Raw genomic sequence first — 19,112 nt, 5'->3', positions numbered from 1 at the left:
CTCCTTCACCTCTATTCGTCCTTTAGAATACGGCGACCTAGCAGAAACGCAAGTGCAATCATCAGCGTCCCTACCACTAGCTGCATTCCATATACCTGAGTCCATTGCGGCCAGTGCGCAATTTTTTCATATAACTGACCGCCAATAAGCGGGCCAAAAAAAGACGATAAACCCGTAAGCGCAGCATATGTGGCCATATACATCGGACGTTCTTTTTTCGGAGTGTCTCCAATAATAAAATTAAACGCCAGCTGGTTGAAACCGCCTACACCAACACCAAAAACAATATGGGCCGCAAATAACACTAGCAGCATCGGCATTACAGACAAGAGTCCCCACATCAATGAAGACAACGCAATAATCGGCAAAGTAAAGAACAATAGTCGCTTATTGCTGTATTTCGCATTTAAATTACCCCAAACGTAGAAGCTAGCCATCATAAAGACGGTTTGGGACACATTTAATAGTGACAACGTTTCATAATTAATATGAAGTAACTGCAACATGACATAAGAATATAGTGGAACCGTTAGGTTCTGCAACAACAGCCAGGCAGCCAGAAATAAGGTTGACTTCATAAACAATGTATCTTTAAGCGGTTTCTTAAACATGGGTAAAAATTTATGCTCTTCTGATTTCTCGAACGGCACGTCCGGATAAAAAAAGAACACTACGACATTAGATATCGAGAAGATCCAAACGACAATATATAGAATCAGAAAACCATGACCGCCGGGATAACGATCCAGAATAATACCCCCGCCATACATAACCAAACTTCCTAGTGCATTCAGGACCGTGTTGCGAATCCCAAAATAACGTCCACGTACACGTGCTGGAACTAGATCGCTAATCACAGAGCTCCACAGCACACCACCAGCGGTATTGGCAATAAAAGCAGTAGTGTACAAGGCAATAAATGCGATAACCCAATATTCTTTAGGAAAAATAAACGGGATTAGACCCGTAGAACTCCAAAGTATCCTATGCAGACCGATAAAAGTAACCATGGCCCATTTGCGACTTGGCAGCTTCTGAATCAGAAAAGCTACACCAATCTGTGCCACATTAACTAATGTAGTAAGCGCTAGCACAAATCCAATTTGACTAGAGGAGGCTCCAAGATATAGTAGGAATCCCGTTAGGAACTGCCCTTGCAGCAGTACCTGAAAAATAGTTGACGGTACACCTTCCAGCGTAGCTATACGCAGATTTCTGCGATGCACTGAAGGTTTACGAACACGTTTTGAAACCGTAACCTTATGCTTATTTTCCATGTTGTCCATAGAGGCGATAACACTCCTTTGATGCGGCATTGGCTTCATTCTACTCCGCATCAATCTACTGTCAATACGCCAATTCACCAAATAATATTGGAGCTTTACTCACTATCCATTTCAAGAGGAAGATAAAGCGAAAATCGACTTCCCTTCTCTTCCTCACTCTCCATAGAAATGAACCCGCCGAGCAATCTGGCCAAATCATTACTAATAGAAAGTCCTAGTCCCGTTCCACCATATTTCCGGTTAGTAGTTCTGTCTGCCTGTTGAAAGGCTTCAAAGATCATGGCATGCTTCTCCGGTGCGATTCCTATGCCACTATCCTCCACATCAAATACAAGCCAATGTTGCACAGCATCCCCTCCCCTACCTTCCTGCGCGTGGATATGCAGCGATACGTAACCTGTCTTTGTAAATTTAAAAGCATTTGAGAGCAAATTACGCAAAATCTGCTGCACTCGATGTGGATCGGAATGAATCATTGGAGGGACATTCTCATCCATAGAGATGTTAAATTCCAGTCCTTTTTGCTTGGCCGTTACAGCGAACTGCATAGCCAGCAAATCTGGAATCTCGCTAACGTTTAATTCTTCATTTATAATATCTAATCGGCCTGCCTCTACCTTGGATAAATCCAGAATATCGCTGATGATCATCAATAACTCTTCACCCGAACGATGAGTAATGGTTGCATACTCTCTAATTTCTGCTTCCGTAAGCGAATCATCATTCTCTTCAATTAATTGCGATAAATTAATGATGCTATTCAGTGGAGTTCTAAGCTCATGTGACATGTTGGCTAGAAATTCCGATTTGAATTGAGACGCCATCATTAACTGATTAGCACGCTCTTCAAGATCAAGCTTGTTCTTATGTAATTCTTCAGTCTGAGCAGACAACTGTTCGTTAGCATGCTGGATCTGCTCATTCCTTAGAAGACCGAGTTGAAAATCACGGATAATTAATGAGAACAAAATACTTAAAATTAGCCCCGCAGGGAACGTAATTGGCATAATCTCTCTTATGTACTCTTCCACAGGGATAACGCCTAATACCATAATGTTTATAGCATTCATTAGATTAACGATTAGAATAACGATCAAACCTTGATTCACAATACTGAAGGTTGAGCGTCTGACCCAGTAGCTAAGCGCCGCGCAAATAACTCCCAAAATAAAAAGATTTAGCGTTCCTGCCACCGCTGCCTCTGTCACTCCAAAAGTTAACCTTGTAAGCCCCGTCCCTATACCGATCAATATCAGTGTGATGGGTCTAGGATACGCCAGTGTCGAGATGATTAGGGGTACAAACCGCAAATCAAAGATCACGTGGTCGTCCAGATTATAACCAAAAAGAGAACTGATCCAACCAGCAAAGATCGCTAGGATCACCCAGCTCGCCTTCTTTATCCCTACAGTTGCATTTGAAATTGTATTTTTATAGATCAGATTAGCCAAATAGGCCACCGCTATAAGAATTGCGGTATTGCCGAAAAATATTTTAAGATACCCCATAGATACGCTCCTACTGCACAAGATAAAGTAAAGATTTCATCTCACAATAATACCATAGCTTAACCTCCATCCACTTAATTGTTGCATAGGAAGAGCGCAAATCGTATACGATTTGCGCTCTTCCTATGCACTTTATATTTGGATGCTTAGAGTATAAGCTAATTTGAATTAATCGCGGTAGGAACGTCCCCAGCTTTGATACTCTTTTTCCGCATCTTCTTTCGAATGGCCATAACGTTCTTGTAGTTTACCTACCAACTTATCCTTTTCACCATCAATCACATCAAGATCATCATCTGTAAGCTTGCCCCATTGCTTTTTCGCCTCGCCTTTGAGCTGTTTCCATTTTCCTTTAAACACATTGTTATCCATTATATGCTCATCTCCTTAGCTGAATTAAGCAGGGTAGAATTCTAACCTGTGTTATCGTTACATTACCCTGTCCTTTTCGCCATGAATCTTACCGAGTCTATGGAAAGTCACAATTTGTCAAATAGTAGTTTAAAAAAAGGTATTCAAATCCTTTAAAATTTGATATAATCAATGTATAAATTAAACATTTAATTTTTTAAGTGATTTTTTTCACATGAGTTATTTGCTCTATGTGCTAGAATGCCCTCGGAGATAAAACAACATCATTAAATTTTTTTCTATTGTATGCCGATATAAGTCATGATAGTGTTGGAGTTCGGCTCTTAACCCTGAGATTAAAGTGACAAATATCATTTATAAAGTGATTTTTATCACTTCGCATTACTATTAAAATGTTTTACATTTTAATATATATATTTTAAACTATATTTTTGGAGGTCATAACAAATGAAAAAAACAACAGTAATCTTGTCGACTGCCCTTATTCTAGGTAGTTTGCTTGCAGGTTGTGGTAACAACACAGACAAGGCTCCGGCCGCTACAAACGCTCCAACTGAAACAAATGCAGCAGCTAATTCCGGCAACACAGGAACTGAAGCAGCGAAGTACAAAGATGGAGCTTACTACGCTACTGTTGAAGCTGATGCTAAAACTGGCTGGCAAACTTATGCACTCTTGACTGTAGAAGGTGGAAAAATCACTAAAGCTGATTGGAATGCTTTTAACGTTAATAATTCAGGCGACCTGAAGAAAAAAGTATCCGAAGATGGTAAGTATGGCATGAAAGCTGGCGGCGCTTCTTCTGAATGGCACGAACAAGCAGCTAAAGCTGAAGCATTCCTGATTGAGAAACAAGATCCAGCAGCTATAACTTTAGACGCTGAGGGGAAAACTGATGCTATCTCGGGAGTATCTGTACACGTTACTGACTTTGTAAAAGCTGCTGAAGCTGCTCTGGCCGCTGGCCCTGTAGAAGCTGGCCAATACAAAGACGGAGGCTACCGTGCTGAAGGCGAAATGGATAAAGACTCCGGTTGGAAATCCACAGTTGACTTGACTGTTGCTAACGGCAATATCGTGGCTGTTAAATTCAGCGGTGTAAATGCTGCTGGCGACGACAAAAAACAATTCTCCGTTGACGGTAAATACGGTATGAAAGCTGGCGGTGCTCAAGCTGAATGGCATGAAGAGATCGCTAAAGTTGAGCAATACTACCTTGAAAAAGGCGCTGCTCCAGAACTTACAGCTGAAGGAAAAACAGATGCAATTTCCGGCGTGAGTATTCATGTTGGTGAATATTTTACACTTGCTGAAAAAGCACTCGAAGGCGCGAAATAATTTCGCATAGCCTTCTGCAGTTAATCAGACGAATGAGGTGAATTTCTTTTGAAAAAAATAGTCATTTTGGGCGGCGGCTACGGCGGCGTACTCACGGCTAAGAAACTGGCAAAGAAATTTAAGAAAAACAAAGATGTTGAAATCACACTGATCGACCGGAATCCATATCACACTCTATTGACTGAGCTGCATGAGGTTGCTGCGAACCGTGCTCCAGAGGATTCAATCAAGATCGATCTTAAGAAAATCTTTGCTGGCCTTAAAGTGAATGTTGTTCTTGACGAAATCAGCAATATTGATTTCAAGGGTAAGAAACTCAAATCCAATAAAACTACCTATGCGTACGATTACCTTGTAATCGGTACAGGTAGCAAACCAACCTTCTTCGGCATTCCAGGTGCAGAAGAGAATACCTTCTCCTTCTGGTCTTACGATGATGCGGTAGTATTGAAACGTCAAATCCGCGACATGTATACCAAAGCCGCTATGGAGAAAAATCCAACTGTACGTCGTGCAATGTTAACTTTCGTTATCATTGGTGCCGGTTTTACAGGTGTCGAGCTTGTTGGGGAAATGGCTGAGCAACGTGAGGAATTATGTAAGGAGTTCTATATCGACCCATCCGAAGTAAGATTAATTGTGGCTGATATGGCTCCGAAGATTCTGCCTATCCTTCCAGATAAGCTGATTCAAAAAGCTGAAGCTCGCCTTCGCAAGCTGAACGTGGAAATTGTTACAGGCGCTAAGATCACTGAAGTAGGCGAAGGAAGTGTTGCCCTGGGTGAGAAAAACGTCGTAGCTTCACAAACCATCGTTTGGACTGCAGGTGTTGAAGGTTCTGAAATCGTGGGTGGACTTGAAGTACAACAACAAGGACGCAAACGAATTGTTACGAATGAGAACCTTGAAAGTGTAGATCATAAGAACGTATATGTAGTAGGGGACAACATTTTCTTCATTCCTGAAGGTGAAACTCGTCCTGTACCACAAATGGTTGAGAATGCTGAACAAGCAGCTCCGATTGTTGCTGGCAACATTGCTGCTGACATTCAGAACACAGCTAAAAAAGCTTACAAACCAGGTTTCCACGGTACCATGGTATCCATTGGTAGCCGCTACGGTGTAGCAAACGTTGGTCTGCCAGGCAAGTTCTTTATGCTTACTGGATTTATGGCAATGTTATCCAAACACTTTATCAATATGTTCTACCTGTCACAGGTTGTCGGTTTCAATAAAGTATGGACTTATATGATGCATGAGTTCTTCCATGTCGAGAACCGTAAGAGCTTCTTGGGCGGACACTTCTCCAAGCGTTCACCTAACTTCTGGCTCGTTCCGCTTCGCATGCTGCTTGGTGGAATGTGGTTATATGAAGGTATAGATAAGCTACGGAAAATATGGGAAGATCCGAATAAGATATTCCTAATTCCAGCCGCTCCTTTTGCAACGGATGCTTCATCAGCAGCCAGCGTAGCGGTGGATGCAGTTAAAACAACAGTAGACGCACAATCTGCAGCTTCAGCAGTTTCCACTGCAAAAGAAGCGGTTGAAGCATTGCCAGTTCCTGGCTTCGTATATGATATTACGAACTGGTTCATGGATTTGATGTTCTACAACAACGACGGAAGTTATACTTTCCTCGCGAAATGGTTCCAAATCGGTATGGTGTGTGCAGAAATCGTGTTCGGTATTATGCTCATCGTTGGTCTGTTCACAGCTATTGCTTCTATAGCGACGATAGCCATGTCCGTCATGATCTGGTCGACCAAAATGGCTTCTACAGAAATGTTATGGTATGTTGGTGCGGGTATCGCCTGCATCGGCGGATCTGGCAGCACGTTCGGCCTAGATTACTATGTACTTCCTTGGCTTAAGAAACATTGGAAGAGAGTTCCGATCGTCAGACGCTGGTATCTATACACCGACTGATTATAAAGCCCATATGTAGATTACATGTCAGTAAAGTTAAATATGGATGTACTTCAGAGTAATGTGTCCCTAGGACACATTACTCTCCTTATTTACAAGAAGAAAATAACCCTCCTAATATCAGGAAATGGTTTATTTCTTTTTAATGAATGGTTTTGTAGGGATGATCAGGGGTATGGTTTTTTCCGGCAAAACCGACAAGAAGGAGAGAATCTTGTGAACAAACAACTCATAGAAGATACCCTCCGGTTGTTGCATACTGAAATGTCACCTATTGCCGGGATTCAGCTTCAGCCCTCTCCGGCAGCATGTGAACAGCTACTCTCGGTACTGGAACGCCATGATCTGGAATACAACCGCAAAGTCAATTTGCTGGGTATTTACACTATTCTCACTTTGGCAGCAGAGCGCCATATGGAATGTATCCCACATCATCCCGACCTTACCCGCAACATTTTGGATGGAGATTATTTGTACAGCTTTTACCTGCAGTTCGCGGTGAAATGCCGTGAGCTCGACCTAGTTGCTTACCTGGCTCCTTCGATCAAAAAAATGCAGATTAGACGGTCAAATGGAGACTTCGCGGAACAAGATCCAGCGGCTGGAATCGAACAGTTCTTGATTCAAGAGTGCAGACAGCGCAGTCGCACTAGTAAAGCCATTTGACAGGTGGGATTTCATAAATGAAGCTTCATGAAGCCTTAAATATAGACATAAATGAAATCAATCGCGAAATCGTAAACCTTGTAGCACGTGATAAAGATGTTCCTAAGAAATCTCAGCTTGCGCAGAGTGTTCTTGAACTTATAAATTCAGGTGGTAAACGTCTTCGCCCTCTCATGGTCATTGTTGGCAGCCGTTTTGGCCTCAAAGATACCGGCCGCAGAGCACTCCAATTAGCTGCTGCCGCTGAATTTATTCATGTTGCCTCATTAATTCATGATGATATCATTGACGGTTCTGAGTTACGGCGGGGTGGCCCCGCCTTACATATGAAGACGGGTACATTGCCAGCTGTGCATATCGGCAATTATATGTCCGCACGAGTCATTGAACTGCTAAGTAAATATACCGGTGACAAAAATAAGTACGTCCATGACTTATCCTCGGTAGCTACCGCACAGCTATGTCTGGGTGAATATCAGCAGATGGAACATGCTTTTGATTATGACATTACAATGGAGCAGTATCTGGAGAAGTCCTTAAACAAAACGGCTCTTCTTATGGCTACCTGCTTACGTGTTGGTGCATTATCTACTGAAAGCTCAGAGGAAGTGGCCAACCTCTTGTATACCTTTGGTGAAGCCTTAGGGATGTCGTTTCAAATACAAGATGACCTGCTGGATTTCACGCAGTCTGAGGCGGTACTCGGTAAACCAGCCGGTAGCGACCTGCGTCATGGTCAGGTAACCTTGCCTGTACTTTTTGCTTTACAGGATCCAGCGCTATCACCTGTAATCCGTGCAATTGGCCCTGACTCTTCTGATGCAGAGGTGGCCCATGTGCTCGCCCTTATTAAGAGCAGCAATGCCCTATCACGCTCTGAAGAGGTCAGTCAGAGCTATCTGGATCAAGCCGCAGCTATTGTTCAGCAGCTCTCCTCCTATCCGGCACATGCCGATCTGGATACACTGCTGCAGTATTTTGCTGGTCGCGACCGCTAGGCATATGCTATCGCAGCAATCAAAAACGGATACCACCCACTTACTTGGGAAGGTATCCGTTTTTTTGTTTGGTTAGCTAAACAAGCCGACCGTAGCGCAGCGGAACGTGAGTATGTTTAGCTCTTTCGCTTCCAAGCTTTACTCCATCGAACATATAGGGAAAACCTCCCTATAATTAGCTAATAATCGCTTGAAATCCATGATTATAGGGATTTGTACTCCCTCTAAATATCTGAATTAGTATCGTTTATAGACTAATCAGCCAAATTATAGGGAGATTTTCCCTATAACAAACCCTAAAGTTCAATAAACTCAGGATTATAGGGAGGTTTTCCCTATAAGTCTGCCTTGGATAAGTTCAGCCCTCTTACACTGCTCTAGCCCCCCTCGCAGATACTCGCAAAACAAAAAAAGGAAAGCCGCGTAACCAGCTTTCCGATCCCTTTGCCTACCCTCTTTTGGATAGGCTGTTGTCTTTTGTTGTTAGCTTGGAGGCAATGCGCCAATGGTTAGGACGGAATGGAGTGGAATTTTGGAACTGTAGAAACGAAGTGTTCGCCCGAAAGCTTTCCGTAGGAAAGCTCACTTCGAAAGCATACGCTATTCTCGGATTTCTACCGCAGACAGCCGGTTCAAATCAAAGAAATCCGAGAATAACAGCGACCCTACAGTCCAACATTCCACGCAGTGCAGCTTCCTAACCTCCTAACCATCAAACTAACTCTTCCTAGCTAACATAAAAAAAATCAATCAGCGTACACAACAAAATCACTATGCTGATCACCTGATTCAGATTATAAGAGGCCACCTTCATCAGCTTACGATTCGATGGTTTTATAATCTTATGCTCGGTCATCAGGAGCAGCGTCGCAATACCAATCCCCACCAGATACATCCAGCCGAGATCACGCCATAAATATAGGAACAATAGCAGCATAATCATGATGAAATGTAGACCTTTTGCAATACGCAGGGCATTCTCCAGTCCGAAGAAGCTTGGAATAGACCATAGCCCATGCCGCCGATCAAATTCGATATCCTGCGTGCCGTAAATAATATCAAAGCCAGCAATCCATAGCATAACAACTGTTCCGATAACAAACGGTGTAAATGCGATATTTCCAGTTACGGCAAACCATGCACCAATCGGTGCAGAAGCAATAACAAACCCTAAATATAAATGGCTGAGAAAGGTAAATCGCTTCGTGTAGGAATAGGTTGATATCAATACGATAGCCACCGGTGACAAGATCAAGCAGAGTAAATTAAGCATACCTGAAGCCACAATGAAAATGGCATAGTTAACAATAACAAAGACAACAACTTCTTTTTCTGCCAGTAAGCGTTGAGGCAGATGCCGATGTGCCGTACGAGGATTCTGTTTATCGAACGTACGGTCCGCCAGCCGGTTGAATGCATTGGCGCCATTACGGGCGCCTATCAATGCAATCAATCCCCAGATCATTACATGTCCCGATGGCCAGCCCCCTGCGGCCCATACCATCGATATAATAGCAAATGGCAGCGAAAAAAGCGTATGAGAGAACATTACCAATTCGCTGAACATTTTAAATTTTAGACCTGCAGTTTTACATATGTTTAGAATCGCCATTCGTGCATTCCTCTTTCTTCACTACTGTGTTTAAGTCCATTAATCATTATGGTCTGCAAGGACTTCATTCAGGACGTTAAGCATCCCGTCGATATCCTCTTCCGTAATAATCATCGGTGGCTGGAAGGCTAGTACATTGCGTCCTATGCCATTTTTGCCGATTAGATAACCCCGGTCCTTCATCGCCTCCAGCACTTGATCTGTAAGTGCCGCTGCACCTTCAGCATCTGCACCAGCTAGCTCCGCTCCCAGCATAAGGCCAGTTCCCCGTACATCAACAATTAACGAAGGATAACGGGTTTGAAGAGCCTTCAGACCTGCCTTCAATCGTTCACCGAGCTGTACCGAGCGTTCAGGAAGCCGTTCATCTCGAATATAGTCAAGCACAGCCAGCGCTGTTGCAGCAGATACCGGATTCCCCCCAAACGTGGACGCTGACGGGCGGTTCAGGGCAAGGGCAATCTCATCAGTTGTAGCAAAGGCAGCTACTGGAATTCCGTTACCGAGTGCTTTGGCCATACTAATTATATCGGGTACAACATCAAAATGCTCCATAGCAAACATTTTGCCAGTACGTCCAAATCCAGTTTGAATTTCATCAGCAATCAGGAGTACACCGTATCTCTCGAGCAATGCTTTTACATCACGGAAGTAGGCTCGGGTTGGCATAATCATTCCGCCGTTGCCTTGGATCGGTTCTACGATCATCGCAGCGATAGTATTCCCCTTCTCCTCGAGCACCCGCTCTAGTGACTCCAGGGATAACGATGCCGCTTCCTCCAGAGATAAATCCGGATGATAAGGGCGAGGAATAAACTCAACGTCATGATCCAAGTATTTATCAGTACGCCACATAGGCAGGCCTGTCACACTCATAGTTAGATTGGTACGGCCATGTAGGCCACTCTCCAGCGCTATAAACCCTTTACGTCCCGTATACATCCGAGCCAGCAGCAGAGCTCCCTCGTTAGCCTCAGAGCCACTGTTAACGAAGAAGGTCCGGCGTAGCCCACCCGGCATAACCTCTTCCAAACGTTCAGCCAAATCTACGCTTGGTTGAGTTAAATAAATAGTTGTCGTATGCTGCAACTGCTGCAGTTGTTCAATCGTGCGTACTGTTATGGCCGGATTACAGTGACCACATGCGACTACAGATACACCCGCAAAGAAATCCGTATAGGACTTACCCTCCTCATCATAAACAAACTGCATTGAACCACGAACAAGCTGAGGTGCATCACGATAAAAATGCTGTGTACAAGGATAGAAATATTGCTTACGTTTAGATGCTACTGCTTCTCTTCCGATGAAGTCTTGTTGTTCCATGAAGGGTTCTCTCTCCTTTTGTGAAAATAGTAACTTATTCATAGAGTCCTGTGCACCACCCTATCACACAGCGGTAACTATTTTCCCATTAAAATACAATTAATTAAACTGCAGCGAGCCCAAAGTATAGCCAGCATAGATCGGCTTAAGGCCCCCCAGCATGTCATCCTTCCTATCGGATCCGTTAATTGCCTGTTGATATGAAATAATAATTTCACGTAGCTGTTCGACGCTATAGGTTGCTCCTTCAATACGGAAGCTTGATATCCCTAGTCCATTCATCTCACTCAATAAAGGTAAATAGCAGAGCTCTTTTGCGAATAAAAGATGGCAACGGCCGTGCTGATCACGATATACCGGATTCTCACCTTGGTCTGTCTTTAGAACCAATACATTATTGTGTACATATTGATTATCCTCTTCAGCAATAGGCTCCATTAACTCAGTATTCTCATAAAGATCATGTTCCATATACATTAGTGCAGGTGTACCATGAACAACAACTTCCAAAGGTGTTTCACAACGAGAGGCAAAAGTAGCAAAATGCTCTAGCGTCATTTCTGGCGATACTGAAAGCTGAGTCAAACCTAAGTTAGCATATAATTGCGCTGAAAGATGATTGTATACATTTAAATTACTGTCCCCAATTAACGGATAACCTGTATTGTTGTAACGACGAATGGCTCCCAAATTTGTAACGATAATACCGTCAATCGGCAAGCGTTCTCCGCCAAGCAATTGATCATATTGGTCAAAATGTAGCTCGGTCATCATACGTGGTAAACCCAAGTAGATTTTGCTATCGCCCTTTAGCTCACCCAGTTCCTTGATGTCACGCTTTGTAAAAGGTTTATCTGGTTCAAATACATCCCCTGGCAAGTACAGGCTATCTACACCAAGCTCTAAGACCATCCGTGCCTGTTCCATATTATTCACACGTACAGCTAACTTAGCTTTTGTCTTCTGCGGCTGCTCGACCTCAGCCAATCTTTCCCGTAACTGCTCCACTCGTTTCTCAGACAGCTCACGCTCTGCAGTTGGTGTACTGAATACTTTTCCAGTGCTATAGAATTTACCAGTTCCTTCATAACGGCGGTTAATGTTAGTCAGTCCTGGTTTGCCGAATGCATACGCCGTCGAAAAGTCACGTTTACGGTTTTTATAAAGCTCTTTCGTATCTACCGTACGATCAAAGCCAATCGGATCATCGATATACCGGTCAATGGCTTCGCCGTAGCTATTCGCCAGCATCACCATAAAATCCTTATCCCGCATGCGGCCCTCTATTTTGAAGGAGGTAATCCCTGATTCAATCAATTCCGGAAGATGCTCATACATGAACATATCTTTTACAGCTAGGGGGTATTCAGCCGGATATACATACCCGTCTTTTTTAACCCGATAATCCCAGCGACAAGGCTTCATACATTTCCCCCGGTTACTGCTCATACCGAATACATGGGAGCTGAAGTAACAATTCGCACCGTGAACCGAGCACATATCCCCGTGAATAAAATACTCCAGTTCCATCCCACTCCGCTGACCTAGTAGCTTAGCTGTCTGCAGATCCATTTCCCGCGATGTAACCACACGACTTACACCCAGATCACGCAATGCGTAGATCATTTCCAGATTGTGAACATTCATCATGACCGAAGAGTGAATAGGAAGATCAAGCTCCATCTCGCGAATTAACTCCAGCACGGCCATATCCTGAACAATCAATGCATCAGGACGAGCACCGTCAAGGAAGCGCAGATATTCTTTAGCCTCTTCCACATCTTCTTCACTAAATAGGTTATTCACTGTGATATACACTTTTTTGTCTAGACGGTGAGCAATATCTAGTGCCTCTACGATCTCCTCATGAGACAGATTATATCCTTTACGCATCATTCTCATATTCAATACAGGCCCACCAAAATAAACTGCATCACATCGTGCCTGGATCACTTCCTTGAAAATCTCAAACGTTCCTGCGGGTGCTAATAATTCAATCTCTCTACCATTAAAATAACGTGCCATTCAAGTTCCCTCCCAAGTTGATACTCTCCATACAAGTTGTACTTTACACCAAAGCTACTGCAATCCCCATTACAATAAACATAGTAATAAAAATAGTATCGAATATGCCCCACCTTAGGCGGTGATACTGGCTACGCGGAGCATCCATACGAAAGCCACGGGCTTCCATGGAATATACCAGATCCTGTGCACGCCTAAACGCACTAGCAATAATCGGAACCAGCAAGGATACTAACATTCGTCCCTTTTCCTTCAAAGGTAGCTCTTTCAGATCAGCACCCCGCGAGGCCTGCGCTTTCATGATAATCTGCGACTCGTCGAGAATCGTAGGAATGAAACGAAGTGAAATGCTGATCATCAGTGTGATACGGTCGGGCTTCAAACCAAACTTTTTGAAAGGAGCCAAAATCCCCTCTAATCCTTGATTCAGCTTACCTGGCGTTGTGGTGAATGTTAGTAGCGCCGTGAAAGTGATCAGAAAAAACATACGGATGACCGAGAATGCGCCTAATCTTAGCCCTCCCTCATAGATAGACCACGAACCAAGAGTTAGCACCGCCTCACCCGTCTTCACAGACAGCAGCTGTACGATAAAGATAAATAGCATTAAATAACGTAAAGGCTTGGCTGCTTTCAGGAAGTATTTAAGCGGAATCCGAGTGGAAGCCATAACAGCTATTGAGAAAATAGCCAGCAGCGCCATAGCCATCCACGAACGGGAGAGCAGGATAACGGCTACGTATAATAGCATTCCGGTGATTTTGGCACGAGCATCCAGCTTGTGCACCCATGAACCGGTCTCAATACTACGCCCTATGATTAGCTTCTCATTCATAGTCATCCCTCTTTCCTTCGTGCTGCTCGCTGGAGTTGCCTGATCCCGATGGCAGCGAAGCGATCAGCTCTGCTAAGCTCTCTGCCGTCAAGCGGGGAGCTTCATCCGTAAGATCAAAGCGATCAGCGACTGCACGCCAGTAACGAAGGGACTGTGGAACCGTCAAGCCACATTGTTCTAGAATCGAAGGGTCATCTGCCAGCGCCTTCACGCTGCCCTGAAACGCCGTACTCCCCTCTTTAAGGACAAGCCAGTTGTCCGCGTAAGGCAATAGCTCATCCATCCGATGCGTGACAACAATGATCGTTCTGCCCTGCTCACGACATAATCGTTCCAGCAAGCGGATTAGCTCTGCACGGCTGATGGGATCAAGCGTAGCCGTAGGTTCATCCAGAACAATGACCTCAGGGTCCATAGCTAGCACGGATGCAATAGCTGCCTTGCGCATTTGCCCACCGCTCAATTTAAAAGGATTCCGCTCTAGCAGCGCCAAATCCAGACCCATATCCAGCATCGCCTGTCTTGCACGTGCCTTTGCCTCTTCGAGGCTCATGCCGAAGTTAAGAGGGCCGAAGATGAGATCCTTTTCGACGGTCTCTTCGAACATTTGCTGCTCCGGAAATTGAAATACCAATCCGACTCTACGGCGCAGTGGCATTAGCTTAGGCGATTTCTCACCGGCCTGGATGGTTACATCGAGTACTTTTACCGTGCCCTCCGTTGGTTTCAATATCCCGTTAAACAACTGCAGCAGCGTCGATTTACCAGAGCCTGTCGCCCCAGCAATACCAACCATGGAGCCTAGTGGAACACTGAGGTTAATATCGCGGAGCGCCGTCAGCTTCCATAGGCTTCGGTCAGCATAGGAGTAACTTACTTGCTGTAATTCTATGGCCATAACGTGTCTATAAACTCCTTTTCACTGGCGGGAACATCCACATGAATACCCTGATTCTGCAGCTCGCGCGCAAGACGCCAAGGATACGGCTCGCACAGATGGCATTTTTGCAGAAGCTCCTCGTTCCGGAACAGCTCCGCCGGTGTAACATCAGCAGCCAAACCACCTCCATGCAGCGCAAGTACCCGATCCGATGCCAGAATCTCATCTGCATCATGCGTAATCATAAGGATCGTATACTTTCCTTCCGCTCGCATATCCTGCAAAATGCCAAGAAGCTCATTTCTGCTCCCCTCATCCAACATAGAAGAGGCCTCGTCAAAAATGACGATGCCTGGTTCCATAGCAAGAATGGAAGCAATAGCGACACGCTGCTTCTGGCCTCCAGACAGCTCACCTGGATGTTTGGACAACAGATGATTTATTCCCAGCCTCGTCGTATAAGAGTGCAGCCGCTCAGCCATTTCTGCATACGACAAACAAAGCCCTTCCAGGCCGAATAAGATATCTTCCTCTACAGTGGCTCCAATAAACTGATTATCTGGATTTTGGAATACCATACCGATGCATTGCCGAATGCTTCCAATCGTTTCCTCACTCAGCTGCATACCACTAACCACAATCTCGCCAGCACCCTTAGGCAGCAGAGCATTCAGTAGCTTAACTAGCGTAGACTTCCCGCAGCCATTGGGACCAACCAAGCTAACCCATTGTCCCTGGGAGATAGATAACGTTATATTTTGAAGAATCGGATGCTCAGGATCATAACCAAACGATACCCCATCCAGAGAGATGATAGCTTGTCCTTCTCCCTCTAATTCTTGACCTTCATATGATTCGTTCATGTTAGTCATCCTTCCGCTGATGTGACTAATCAGTCCAAAAACTCTTCAAACAACGATATTTTTGACAATGAAGCCACCAAATAACGGACTGCATAGCCCACGGCAATTCCTGTTACTACTCCAGTGATCAGCAGCATGGGAAGATAATAAAAAATACTAAGAGATGAGAATACCATAGAAGCTGCCAGCAGCTGACCGATATTATGTGCAATTCCGCCAGCTATACTAATGCCGATCAAGCTTATACTCTTACCTTTGCCACTAATCAGCATTAACACGAACATTACAACAAAGCTAAACAGAGAACCGAATAAGCTGAACAGCAAGCTTGAAAAAGTACCTAGCAGAAATGCAGTAAGCAGTGTTTTGAGGATGACAAGCAGGAATGCGTCCCGTCCACGTAAAAAGTAAATACAGGTCAAAATCATGATGTTAGCTAATCCTAGTTTAGCGCCTGGCACCAGCCCCATTCCTGACAACGGAATCTGTGCCTCTATTAGACTAAGCACTACCGCTACTGCGGCAAAAATCGCAATAATTACCGTTCTTTTCAAAGCTGTTGCTGATTCACTACTGGACATAGGCATCTATATCATCCTCCCCCGACGCACTTGTGATTTCCACTAATACTCTATGCGGTAGGCAGACAATCGTCTGTTTGGGCAGGGTAATAAAACCAAAACCTAGACATACTTGATCCGGGCAGTCGGCATCGTACATTTCAATCCCGTAATCATGCACCTTCAAGATGTTGTAGCCGCGATCGGTACGGACCTCAATGGTTTGTTCTTCTTTCGTTAGCTCTACCGTTTTAAATAACTCGCCGTCCACAGTTACATTGGCTACGAGATTTTTACCGGCCCCACCTTTATCATCATTGTCCGAAAACCATCTCGGTGCGAGAAAAGCGAGCGCAGCAATCAACACGATGGAAATCAACCACACATCTGCGCGTTTCATAAAAATCTCCCTTATTTTTTAATTAAAATCCAGACTTATTAATTATAACGGTCTACCCTCAATCCTTCAATCAATGTTGGTGTTTAATGTAAGTTTTAGAGAACAGTTCACAAAATAGGCACGCAAAATAAGCCCCACAGTCCCATTTACTCTGGCTTTCTAGCTTTTCCGAATTAATCCACAAATAATCCCGCACACGTTATATTTGAATCAAACACTTTCTCTTGCTCTACTTGTTCCCCTCCTAAATCAAACCACCCTTATCTTGGAATTCATTATTATATTTGCCTTTTAAACAATACTGTGTTATATTTATATCGTATTTGTTTTTCGATATATTGAATATCCCCATCAAGAAGATGTCAGGCCGACTATTTACACTTCGGCATTTTGGACACAGAGGCTTCATGTTTTCTTGCAGAAACTTTCCTTTTTATGAGACTAAATTCGAAATATAGCATTCCGATTCACACTGGCGCGGTCAATGGAGCCGCAAGGGCAAAAGAGAGGTAGGGCTTTTGTCGTATTGGAAGGATTATTCTCGCCACACGGCTGCTGGAAATAACAAGGAATTAAGACACCCGTTACTCACGAACGGCGGGGGATGAATATAACGAAAAAGCATGGCTGTACGAACCTTACATAAGGACACATGCCATGTGTGGAAAAATATAGGCGCCCGATAACCGCTACCTAGCGGATATCGGGCGCTGTCTACGTTCAGGGCAGCTAATTTACATACCGATTCACAAAAGCTGTGACTGCGTTTATATATCCCATCTTATCCATATCATAAGCTAACCCATGCCCTGCTTGTGGCACTACGAACTTCTCTTTGGGACTTTGACATGCCTCATACAATTCATTCATCATACTATACGGTACAAAGTTATCCACATCGCCATGAATAAAAAGAATCGGCACCTTCGCTTTACGCACCTGTTTCAAGGCAGACGCCTCACTAAAACCATACCCTGCCTTCAGACGAGTAACCAGACTCGCACTTTGGATAAAAGGGAAGCTTGGCAAGCGATACATACGCCGTAGTTGGTAGGCTAATTGTGCTTTAACTGAACTGTAAGCGCAGTCTGAGACAATTGCTTTGACCTGCGGTGGGAGATTTTCTCCCGAGGTCATTAGCACTGTAGCACCACCCATAGAGACCCCATGAAGCACCACTTGAGCACTGGGTCCAGTGCTTTTAATCATATATTCAATCCACTGCAAATAATCCTTACGTTCATGCCATCCAAAACCAATATAATTCCCAGCACTTTCCCCATGCCCCCTGGCATCAGGAATCAGGATATTAAAGCCCATTCTCTCGTAATAAATTTTGGCGTAAGCCCCCATATCCTTCCCTTTTCCAGAATAACCGTGGGCTAGAATCGCTGTACGTCCTTCAGCACGATCCGAAAGGAGCAAGTATCCTCTAAGTTGTAGTCCATTCCCAGATGTAATCTCAACATTTTCAAAGTTCTGACTGGAGATCCAATCCTTACCTTCACCCCAAGAAGCCCCGGCAACCGGGGGATCAACCTTCAAATCACGATTATTACTCAAGAATTCCTTAGGCGCTCGTTTAATAGCAATTCCATAAAAGAAAAAGCCAGCATAGATCAGAGCTCCTATAACAATGACAGCGATAATGAAAAACCATACCAATTCATCTTCCCCGTCCTTTCCTCATATCTGTTGTAATTCAGTATAGCATCTACTTAGAGTGCGCCAAAATATAACAATCATTACAAAATAAAACCGCCATCGGAATATGTCCCGAAAGCGGCTCTTCTACTCTTCACGGCATAGCTTGTGTTCACGCTACAATCACCGTTTATTATTTCTTGTTCGAGAATCTATTTCTCATTAGCAATCCGATAAGCGCAAAACCTAGACCAGCTTCATAATAAGGGATTGGACTTGATTCTCCCGTTTTTGGAAGTTCATCCACAGGTGGATTACCTAGCGGGATTGTATCATCCACTACAGCAATATCTTCCGGTGACGGCGTTGGTGTTACTGTCAGTACTGGTCCTAATGGAATCTCTTCATCATCAACAAGTATCTCTGTGTTGCTCGACGGTGTTGGTGTTGGTGTCGGTACTGGTGCTGGAGTCGGCGAAGCTACAGGGCCCAGCGGCACAGGATCATCATTAACAACGATAGTGCCAATTACAAATGAAGGTGTTGGTGTCGGGAACACCGGAGTCTCCGGTATTGGCGTCGGTGTTGGCGTTACTTCCGATGACGATGTCGGTGTTGGCGTTGCTTCCGACGACGGTGTCGGTGTTGGCGTTGCTTCCGGCGACGGAGTCGGCGTTGGCGTTGCTTCCGGCGACGGAGTCGGCGTTGGTGTTGGCGTCACGACCGGCGTTGGTGTTGGTGTCACGATCGGCGTTGGTGTTGGTGTCACGACCGGCGTTGGTGTTGGTGTCACGATCGGCGTTGGTGTTGGTGTCACGATCGGCGTTGGTGTTGGTGTCACGATCGGCGTTGGTGTTGGTGTCACGATCG

At 44.5% G+C, this 19,112-nt stretch carries 18 protein-coding genes; 5 read left to right on the top strand and 13 right to left on the bottom strand.

Going from position 1 to position 19,112, the window contains the following annotated elements; all coding sequences use genetic code 11:
• Nucleotides 1–11: 11 nt before the first annotated feature.
• The 3 genes from UQ64_RS28170 to UQ64_RS28160 form a co-directional block, all read right to left on the bottom strand.
• Complete coding sequence (locus tag UQ64_RS28170; RefSeq protein WP_082651357.1) at nt 12–1,286, bottom strand: MFS transporter; 1,275 nt, start codon at nt 1,284–1,286, stop codon at nt 12–14.
• A 95-nt stretch (nt 1,287–1,381) separates the two neighbouring features.
• Nucleotides 1,382–2,794: an ATP-binding protein gene (locus UQ64_RS28165; protein WP_060626757.1), complete on the bottom strand. Its 1,413-nt coding sequence runs from the start codon at nt 2,792–2,794 to the stop codon at nt 1,382–1,384.
• Between the two features lie 168 nt (nt 2,795–2,962).
• Entirely contained in the window at nt 2,963–3,166 is a 204-nt protein-coding gene (locus tag UQ64_RS28160) for a CsbD family protein (RefSeq protein ID WP_042184513.1), read from the bottom strand.
• 447 nt (nt 3,167–3,613) lie between these two features.
• On the opposite strand from UQ64_RS28160, the gene UQ64_RS28155 reads away from it, so the two are divergent.
• The 5 genes from UQ64_RS28155 (at nt 3,614) to UQ64_RS31155 (ending at nt 8,798) form a co-directional block, all read left to right on the top strand.
• Nucleotides 3,614–4,504 carry a hypothetical protein gene (locus UQ64_RS28155; RefSeq protein WP_060626756.1) on the top strand — a complete coding sequence of 297 codons (891 nt, stop codon included), beginning with the start codon at nt 3,614–3,616 and terminating at the stop codon, nt 4,502–4,504.
• A 48-nt stretch (nt 4,505–4,552) separates the two neighbouring features.
• Nucleotides 4,553–6,433 carry an FAD-dependent oxidoreductase gene (locus UQ64_RS28150; RefSeq protein ID WP_060626755.1) on the top strand — a complete coding sequence of 627 codons (1,881 nt, stop codon included), beginning with the start codon at nt 4,553–4,555 and terminating at the stop codon, nt 6,431–6,433.
• 216 nt (nt 6,434–6,649) lie between these two features.
• Nucleotides 6,650–7,099, top strand: a complete 450-nt coding sequence (locus UQ64_RS28145; protein WP_042123771.1) for a hypothetical protein — start codon at nt 6,650–6,652, stop codon at nt 7,097–7,099.
• A gap of 17 nt (nt 7,100–7,116) precedes the next feature.
• Nucleotides 7,117–8,097, top strand: a complete 981-nt coding sequence (locus UQ64_RS28140; RefSeq protein WP_060626754.1) for a polyprenyl synthetase family protein — start codon at nt 7,117–7,119, stop codon at nt 8,095–8,097.
• A 488-nt stretch (nt 8,098–8,585) separates the two neighbouring features.
• A complete protein-coding gene (locus UQ64_RS31155; protein ID WP_209445898.1) occupies nt 8,586–8,798 on the top strand; it encodes a hypothetical protein in 213 nt (70 codons plus the stop codon).
• Nucleotides 8,799–8,824: 26 nt separating this feature from the next.
• Here UQ64_RS31155 and UQ64_RS28135 read toward each other — a convergent pair whose 3' ends face one another.
• From UQ64_RS28135 to UQ64_RS31835, 10 genes are all read right to left on the bottom strand, one after another.
• The gene (locus UQ64_RS28135; protein ID WP_060626753.1) at nt 8,825–9,709 is read right to left on the bottom strand and encodes a UbiA-like polyprenyltransferase; all 885 of its coding nucleotides are present in this window, start codon (nt 9,707–9,709) and stop codon (nt 8,825–8,827) included.
• A gap of 39 nt (nt 9,710–9,748) precedes the next feature.
• Nucleotides 9,749–11,035 carry an aspartate aminotransferase family protein gene (locus tag UQ64_RS28130; RefSeq protein WP_060626752.1) on the bottom strand — a complete coding sequence of 429 codons (1,287 nt, stop codon included), beginning with the start codon at nt 11,033–11,035 and terminating at the stop codon, nt 9,749–9,751.
• A gap of 99 nt (nt 11,036–11,134) precedes the next feature.
• Nucleotides 11,135–13,060 (bottom strand): peptidase U32 family protein, encoded by a 1,926-nt coding sequence (locus UQ64_RS28125; RefSeq protein WP_060626751.1) that lies wholly within the window; start codon nt 13,058–13,060, stop codon nt 11,135–11,137.
• Nucleotides 13,061–13,103: 43 nt separating this feature from the next.
• On the bottom strand, nt 13,104–13,895 hold the full coding sequence (locus tag UQ64_RS28120; RefSeq protein ID WP_042184497.1) for an energy-coupling factor transporter transmembrane component T family protein: 792 nt from the start codon (nt 13,893–13,895) through the stop codon (nt 13,104–13,106).
• Nucleotides 13,888–14,793, bottom strand: coding sequence for an energy-coupling factor transporter ATPase (locus UQ64_RS28115; protein ID WP_060626750.1), 906 nt, complete (start codon nt 14,791–14,793; stop codon nt 13,888–13,890). The genes UQ64_RS28120 and UQ64_RS28115 overlap by 8 nt, the downstream gene beginning before the upstream one ends.
• Nucleotides 14,784–15,638 carry an ATP-binding cassette domain-containing protein gene (locus tag UQ64_RS28110; protein WP_060626749.1) on the bottom strand — a complete coding sequence of 285 codons (855 nt, stop codon included), beginning with the start codon at nt 15,636–15,638 and terminating at the stop codon, nt 14,784–14,786. The genes UQ64_RS28115 and UQ64_RS28110 overlap by 10 nt, the downstream gene beginning before the upstream one ends.
• A 29-nt stretch (nt 15,639–15,667) precedes the next feature.
• Nucleotides 15,668–16,225, bottom strand: coding sequence for a Gx transporter family protein (locus tag UQ64_RS28105; protein WP_042123757.1), 558 nt, complete (start codon nt 16,223–16,225; stop codon nt 15,668–15,670).
• Complete coding sequence (locus tag UQ64_RS28100) at nt 16,209–16,598, bottom strand: NusG domain II-containing protein (protein WP_060626748.1); 390 nt, start codon at nt 16,596–16,598, stop codon at nt 16,209–16,211. The genes UQ64_RS28105 and UQ64_RS28100 overlap by 17 nt, the downstream gene beginning before the upstream one ends.
• A gap of 729 nt (nt 16,599–17,327) precedes the next feature.
• Nucleotides 17,328–18,263 (bottom strand): alpha/beta hydrolase, encoded by a 936-nt coding sequence (locus tag UQ64_RS28095; protein ID WP_060626747.1) that lies wholly within the window; start codon nt 18,261–18,263, stop codon nt 17,328–17,330.
• Between the two features lie 172 nt (nt 18,264–18,435).
• On the bottom strand, nt 18,436–19,112 hold a 677-nt coding region (locus UQ64_RS31835), incomplete at its 5' end, for an LPXTG cell wall anchor domain-containing protein (RefSeq protein ID WP_209445897.1).

Source organism: Paenibacillus etheri (assembly GCF_001012825.1).
GTDB classification, from domain to species: Bacteria; Bacillota; Bacilli; order Paenibacillales; family Paenibacillaceae; genus Paenibacillus_AQ; species Paenibacillus_AQ etheri.
Note: the sequence above shows the minus strand (reverse complement) of the source record. Positions and strands in the feature narration are given on the sequence as shown.